This is a genomic window from Pelistega indica (genome assembly GCF_000506865.1).
GTDB classification, from domain to species: domain Bacteria; phylum Pseudomonadota; class Gammaproteobacteria; order Burkholderiales; family Burkholderiaceae_B; genus Taylorella; species Taylorella indica.
This window is the reverse complement of record NZ_AYSV01000033.1, coordinates 1-6,875: the sequence shown is the minus strand read 5'-3', so window position 1 is coordinate 6,875 and position 6,875 is coordinate 1. Positions and strand designations below refer to the sequence as shown.

Here is a 6,875-nt window from a genome sequence, read left to right as displayed (position 1 = left end):
TCAGATGCTYASCTTAAGGATGTGTTGKMACGATTGCCGACACAGAAAGCGAAGGACATTACTGAGCTTCTGCCTCATCGTTGGCAAGCGCCAAACGACACCAAGAATTAACACAATGCCCCGACAAAATCGGGGCATTGAACGTTTAAAAACGGAAGTCAATCGGAGTTCACCGGACGCTTACAATAGACACTATTTTTATCATCGGTATTATCCATAATGAGAAGTAACTATTTTTAACTATGATGCTATATAAACAGCTCACATACTAAAGTAAAGCGTATGTATAACCACAAAAAAGGCACCTAAATAAAATATTCAGGTGCCTCTATAGAGCTTAGTTATACTATTTGTTCAGTAGAGATATTATTTCACTACAGTTTTAGAACCGTCTTTGTGCCACTCTACTACGTCAAATTTAAAGCTTGTTAAGTCTCCAGAAGGCTCCCAACTAGCTTCACCAATAACTGTATTTACTTTGTTAGCATGTAACCATTTAGCTACGTCGGCAGGATTAGTACTGTTTGCACCTTTGATACCCTCTAGGATAGCTTGAGTAGCTGCATATGCTGTTAATTGGAAAGCACCAGATGGATCACGACCTTTGTCTTTAAAGGCTTTAACAATTTCAGCATTTTCTGCATTTTTAGAGAAATCAGGTGGGAAAGTTACATACATTCCTTCAACGGCATCACCAGCAATCGCATTGATATCTGCATTACCAGCACCTTCAGGTCCCATAAAGCGTGCTTTTAAGCCTTGCTCTTTCGCTTGGCGAAGTAATAGACCTAACTCTGGGTGATAACCACCGTAGTAAACAAAATCAACACCTGCTGACTTAAGTTTAGTAATCACTGATGAATAATCAGATTCACCTGCATTAATACCTTCAAAAATAGCTGCTTTGATGCCTAATTTCTCTAAGCTATCACGTGTAGAAGTTGCTACGCCTTGACCATAAGATTGTTTATCATGTAAAACAGCAACTTTTGCTGGTTTTTGTTTAGCGATAAACTCTGCCGCTACAGGACCTTGTTGATCATCACGACCGATTGTACGGAAGATAAACTCGAAATTTTTACCTTCAGTTACGGTTGGAGAAGTAGCTGATGGTGTAACCATCACAATACCTTGCTCATCAAAAATCGGGGCAGCACCGTTAGTTGCACCAGAACATACTGGACCAACAACAAAACCAATTTTTTGGTTAACGACAGAGTTAGCCGCTGTTGGACCTTGTTTTGGTTCACATGCATCATCTACATTAACTACTTCAAATGTATGACCATTAATACCACCAGCCGCATTTACTTTCTCAATAGCTGTATCAACACCTTCGCGTACCATAACGCCATATTGAGTTAATGCACCCGTCATTGGGCCAACTGTAGCAATTTTAACAACATCAGCTTGAGCAGTAGCTGATAAAGCCAATCCTAAAGAAACGGCTAAAACAGATAAATGGTATTTCATAAAGAAGACTCCAATAACAAAAAAGTTTCAATAAGAATAACTTAAATACACTCTTTTGTATATAGCAAAATCTCTAGTGTTTACCCTGATGCAAACCCCTTAAAATGCATTAAAAAAGGGCAAAATCACAGACTTTGCCATCAGACTGTTAATAATGGGTATTTTCGGCGTACAGGTTTTCATTACCATAGAAAAGCTGTACGTCAAAATCAACACAATAAGAGGCAGACTAGATTGAGATACAAAACTTATTAACAAGTTTGCTAAAACAAACTGAGGGCAAAATCACAGACTTTGCCCTCTACTCTAGTGCTTGATGAATTTTTTTAAAACTCATCAAACAATTCACCTTCTTTTAGTGATAGTGGTTATGCACCAACAACACCACCGTCATCACGCCAGATAACAACCGTAGCTGCACGTGGACGACCACCACTATTTTCTGTATCCTCATTATCACCCATAGGCCATTTTGAGAATGCTAATGGATCATCTTGTGGCTTAACATCTTTTGGTGCACGAGGGTGTTTACCGTACTCACCAGGGTGCTGTACATTGATAAACACATATTTATAATCTGGAGAGAAAGTAATACCTGTAATCTCACAACCAGATGGACCCACTAAGAAACGACGAATTTCGCCTTTTCTATCACCCGCTTCTGGTACAGCCACGAGCATTTGGTTATTACCCATTCCCTCATAAATATCTTTATTAGAGAAGTTACCATCTGTTTGAATCCAAATACGACCGTCTTTATCGAATGCTAAACCATCAGGACTATTAAATAAATTTTTGTCCGTAATGTTTTCTGTACCAGCCATTAAATCACCCGCAGGATGTACTTTTGGATTACCTGCTAAGAAATAAACGTCCCATGTGAATGACATTGCACTTGGATCAGACTCTTTTTCATTCCAACGTACGATTTGACCATACGGATTTTTCACACGTGGGTTAGCATCATCAACGCCAGGATGTTTAACACCACCCATGCCTTTACGTTCTTTATCTGAGCCACGATCAGAGTTATTTGTTAACGTAACATATACTTCATTTGTTTGAGGATGAACCGCAATCCACTCAGGACGATCCATTGGTGTTGCCCCCACTAAGTCAGCTGCTTCACGTGTATGGACTAAAAGCTCACCCATTGATTTAAATGTTTCACTTAATGGTTTACCGTTTGTTCCAACAGATTCAAGTGTTAATGGAATCCATTTACCTACACCTTGTAAATCACCTTTAGTGTCACCGTCTAAGAACTGAGCAACGTATAATGTACCCTCATCCAATAAACCACGATTTTCTGCTTGGTTATTTGGATTGTATTTGTTCTTAGAAACAAATTTGTAAATGTACTCACTGCGTTGGTCATCGCCCATGTAAACAACAACATGCCCATCTTTGCCGATTACCACAGCCGCATTTTCATGTTTAAAATGACCTAATGCAGACAATTTTTTAGGCTTAGATGTTGGATCAAAAGGATCAATCTCAACAATCCAACCAAAACGATTCCACTCATTTGGCTCTTCAGCCACATCAAAACGTTTATCAAAAGTCTCCCAACGGTACTCAGGCTCAGAGTCTTTAGAAGAAACACCATAGCGTTTCATATGCGTTGTACTCTCTGCTCCACCCTCTTTTAAACTACCAAAATAATCTGTAACGTTTTCTTCACATGTTAAATAAGTATTCCATGGAGTAAAACCATTACCACAGTTACCAAATGTACCAATCACTTTTGTACCACTAGGATCAGCATTTGTTTTCATAGACTCAGTACCAGCTGCTGGACCAACAATAACCATTTCCGTATCGTGTGCATTGATACTACGGTTGTACTTAGAGTCTAAAACAGGTTTCCATTTTCCATTTTCTAAACGGATATGTACAACGCTAACACCTTGAGCACGTTGAGATTTTTTTACCCAGTCCTCATTCCAACCTGCACCTGCTACTTCTACGCCTTTAGGGAAAATAAAATCAGGATTGATATACTCATGGTTACGAACTAATAGCCCCTCATCATTTTTACCATCAATAGAGAAAAATTTCATACCATCATGGTTATCACCCACTTGTTTTGCTTGATCTGCAGAACTTTCTGTTGCATCCCCTTTCCATTTAGGAGAATCAGCAAAAAGAGGATCACCCCAACGAGAAATCACTTGATAACTATAACCTTCGGGAACAACGATTTTATCGCCTGTGCCTGCTTCTACTGCTTTAAAACCAATTGTCGCTGCAACAGCTTTAGCTGTTTCCTTTGCTTGTGCGACTTCCCCGATTAAACTTGAACCAAAGAAAGTCATCGTACTACAGGCTACCCCTGTTTTTAAGATAGTACGACGAGAGACTTGAGTCGCTAAAAGGGTATTGAATTCCTCGTTACCACTATGGTTAGTTGAAAAGTCATCATGATCAATAAATTGTTGCATGGTGTAATCCTCTTTTACATTAAAATCAGTTATAACCATGATGATACCGATTGATTATGTCAGTTTGATGGCAAAGTAATTTCTATGTTCAGTCTATTTTTAGAATAGCCAAATTGTTACAATTTAAGGGTAATCGCTGTAGATTAAGAATTAACATTAACTTTTAATGTTTGCAAAGCATTTATAAATCACATAGAATGAATTAAAAGCATTTTTAACAGGAGTCTTATTATGAAAAAATCTATCCTAGTTCTATTAACAGCTGTTTTTGCAATTGGTTTAGCAGGTTGTGAAACAACAAAAGGTGTGGGTAAAGATATCCAAAACGCTGGCGAAAAAATGGAACAAGCTGTTGAAAGGCAAAAAATCATAATCTCCTGAGAGATGATTTTCGTTCTAGCGCAAATTCCACTGAGCTAAAAAAAGCGATGTCGCTACATCGCTTTTTTTTATTGCCAAACCTTCCTCCTATCAATCATTTCAGTATTCTCTCCCTAATACTTTATTTGAATTTTGGCGTATCACTTTTCCATAGCCATGAAAAATAAAGAGGATAGGAATTTTTCCCTACCCTCTTTTTAGCCTCATCAGACGAGATCTGAAAAGGCTCAGTTAATCTTAGAAACTAGATTATGATGCAAAGTTTTCTTCTGCAAATTTCCAGTTAACTAATTTCCAGTAACCGCCTAAATAATTAGGACGTGAATTACGGTAGTCAATATAGTAAGCATGTTCCCATACATCACAGGTCAATAATGGTTTGTCTGCTGTTGTTAATGGTGTAGCTGCATTGCTTGTATTAACAATGTCCACTGAACTGTCAGCTTTTTTCACTAACCATGTCCAACCAGAACCAAAATTACCCGCTGCAGATTTGTTAAAAGCCTCTACAAAGGCAGCAAAACTACCAAATTTAGCGTTGATTGCTTCAGCTAACGCACCTGAAGGTTCACCACCACCATTTGGAGATAAGCTATTCCAGTAAAAAGTATGATTCCAAATCTGAGCAGCATTATTAAAAATACCACCTGATGATTTTTTAACGATTTCTTCTAACGATGCATTTTCAAACTCAGTGCCTGGAATTAGATTATTCAAATTAGTCACATAAGTTTGGTGATGTTTACCATAATGAAACTCTAATGTTTCTTTTGAAATATGTGGTGCCAAAGCATCTAAAGCGTATGGTAACGCTGGTAAAGTATGAGTTGTCATATAAATTCCTTTCATTGATTAAAGTTGACCAATAGTTAAATTCTACCTGATATAGGATTTTTATTCATCCAAAACCATCACATTGAGTTTACCATTACCTAACTCAATTCTCAGTTTTTCTCCTGTAACCACTTGTTGGGATTGTTTAATAATATCAGACTGCATATTGTAGGTTATAGAATAACCCCTTTTTAAAATAGCTTTTGGATTATACGCCTGCAAGGTCTCTACTTTAGCACTTAATTGTGACTGTTTGCTAACAAGTAACTGTGATCCAAGTTTTTGCAATTTATTATTAAACTGAACAAGGTTTTGGTGCAATGGTTGTAACTGTTTAGGCGCACTCGTTCTCAATCGATGAGTCAGATTAGTTACTTCTTGCATTTGTATCCGCGTATTAGGTAATAGCTGTTGTAGCGCCCTTATTTCATGATTTAACAAATATTTCTTATCTTGCCACGTTTTTTGCATCGCTTGATTTAATGATTTCACAAGATAATCACGCTTTTGTCCATATTGCTGTAAACGTTGTGTCGGTGAAATTAATTGATTACTTGCCCTATCCAATCGCATAGTTGCCATTTGCATATGATGCACTATTCCTTGAGAAAGGCGTTGCATTGACTGCTGAATGGTATTTATCCATTCCTCTTTGCTACTAGAAACGATTTCTGCAGCCGCTGTAGGCGTTGGCGCTCTCACATCAGCGACAAAATCAGCAATAGTAAAATCCGTTTCATGCCCCACGCCACTAATGATAGGTAGAGATAAACTAGCCATAAAACGTGCTAATGTTTCATCATTAAATGCCCATAAATCCTCAATACTGCCTCCTCCACGCACCAATAGAACCGCATCAACTTCATGCCTGAGTTCGGCTTGTTCTAGTGCTTTCATTAATGCTTGGGGCGCCTCTTTTCCTTGTACTAAACTAGGATACACAATTACTTTAATATAGGGGGCACGGCGTTTTAATGCCGTTAGTACATCGTGTAATGCAGCAGCACCAAGAGAGGTAACAATACCGATAGTCTGTACAAAAGATGGCAAGCGTTTTTTGCGCTTTGAATCAAATAATCCCTCTTTAGACAATTTATCTTTTATGCGTAAAAAAGTTTCATGTAAATTGCCCTGCCCCGATTGTCGGACTTGCTCTACCTGAATTTGATAATCACCACGTGGCTCATACATGGTTACTGTAGCCAATACTTCTACAGCTAAACCATTTTGTAAACGAAAATTCAACCCTGCTGCCTTTGCTCTAAACATCACGGCTTTTACTTGGGCATCATCATCTTTAAGAGTAAAGTAGCAATGCCCTGACGCTGCTTGTACAAAATTTGATATTTCACCCTTAACCCATATCTGTGACATATGCTCATTCAATAAACGTGACACAGCACGATTTAATTGCGCAACAGTCATCATTTCTGCTGGGGTGGAGGAATTTGACATAAATTCTCTCTCCATACCATAAAAATTATTGAAATTCATCATTTTTATAAAAATATTTTTTAAATTTTCCACAAGAAGAAAAAATCAATCACATAGCGAATTTTTCTTATAATTAGCGAAGATTAATAAACTCTTTTATCAAATAAACACTATAACCTATTGATTTTTAATGAATTTAAATATTTCATCTAAATTGCACAATTTTTAAGCAATAGTAAGCTGTCCTTATAATAAACACTCATTTTTTTAGAGGTTTTAACACAAAGTTTTCCTACATTTTTTGGGGAT

Annotated in this window: 5 protein-coding genes; 1 reads left to right on the top strand and 4 read right to left on the bottom strand. The window is 37.5% G+C overall.

What is annotated here, in order from left to right; translation table 11 throughout:
- Nucleotides 1-366 precede the first annotated feature (366 nt).
- Nucleotides 367-1,473 carry a high-affinity branched-chain amino acid ABC transporter substrate-binding protein gene (locus V757_RS17885; RefSeq protein WP_023949666.1) on the bottom strand — a complete coding sequence of 369 codons (1,107 nt, stop codon included), beginning with the start codon at nucleotides 1,471-1,473 and terminating at the stop codon, nucleotides 367-369.
- A 368-nt stretch (nucleotides 1,474-1,841) separates the two neighbouring features.
- Nucleotides 1,842-3,917, bottom strand: a complete 2,076-nt coding sequence (locus V757_RS17880) for a PhoX family protein (protein WP_023949664.1) — start codon at nucleotides 3,915-3,917, stop codon at nucleotides 1,842-1,844.
- Nucleotides 3,918-4,148: 231 nt separating this feature from the next.
- Here V757_RS17880 and V757_RS17875 point away from each other — a divergent pair, with 231 nt between their 5' ends.
- The gene (locus tag V757_RS17875; RefSeq protein WP_023949662.1) at nucleotides 4,149-4,298 is read left to right on the top strand and encodes an entericidin A/B family lipoprotein; all 150 of its coding nucleotides are present in this window, start codon (nucleotides 4,149-4,151) and stop codon (nucleotides 4,296-4,298) included.
- A 249-nt stretch (nucleotides 4,299-4,547) separates the two neighbouring features.
- On the opposite strand, the gene sodB is transcribed toward V757_RS17875, so the two are convergent.
- Nucleotides 4,548-5,132, bottom strand: a complete 585-nt coding sequence (gene sodB / locus V757_RS17870; RefSeq protein WP_023949660.1) for a superoxide dismutase [Fe] — start codon at nucleotides 5,130-5,132, stop codon at nucleotides 4,548-4,550.
- 60 nt (nucleotides 5,133-5,192) lie between these two features.
- Nucleotides 5,193-6,587, bottom strand: coding sequence for an exodeoxyribonuclease VII large subunit (gene xseA, locus V757_RS17865; protein ID WP_023949659.1), 1,395 nt, complete (start codon nucleotides 6,585-6,587; stop codon nucleotides 5,193-5,195).
- Nucleotides 6,588-6,875 lie beyond the last annotated feature (288 nt).

Coding starts and splice junctions, on each gene's coding strand:
- V757_RS17885 (WP_023949666.1), bottom strand. CDS start 1,473: ATGAAATACCATTTATCTGTTTTAGCCGTTTCTTTAGGATTGGCTTTA.
- V757_RS17880 (WP_023949664.1), bottom strand. CDS start 3,917: ATGCAACAATTTATTGATCATGATGACTTTTCAACTAACCATAGTGGT.
- V757_RS17875 (WP_023949662.1), top strand. CDS start 4,149: ATGAAAAAATCTATCCTAGTTCTATTAACAGCTGTTTTTGCAATTGGT.
- sodB (WP_023949660.1), bottom strand. CDS start 5,132: ATGACAACTCATACTTTACCAGCGTTACCATACGCTTTAGATGCTTTG.
- xseA (WP_023949659.1), bottom strand. CDS start 6,587: ATGTCAAATTCCTCCACCCCAGCAGAAATGATGACTGTTGCGCAATTA.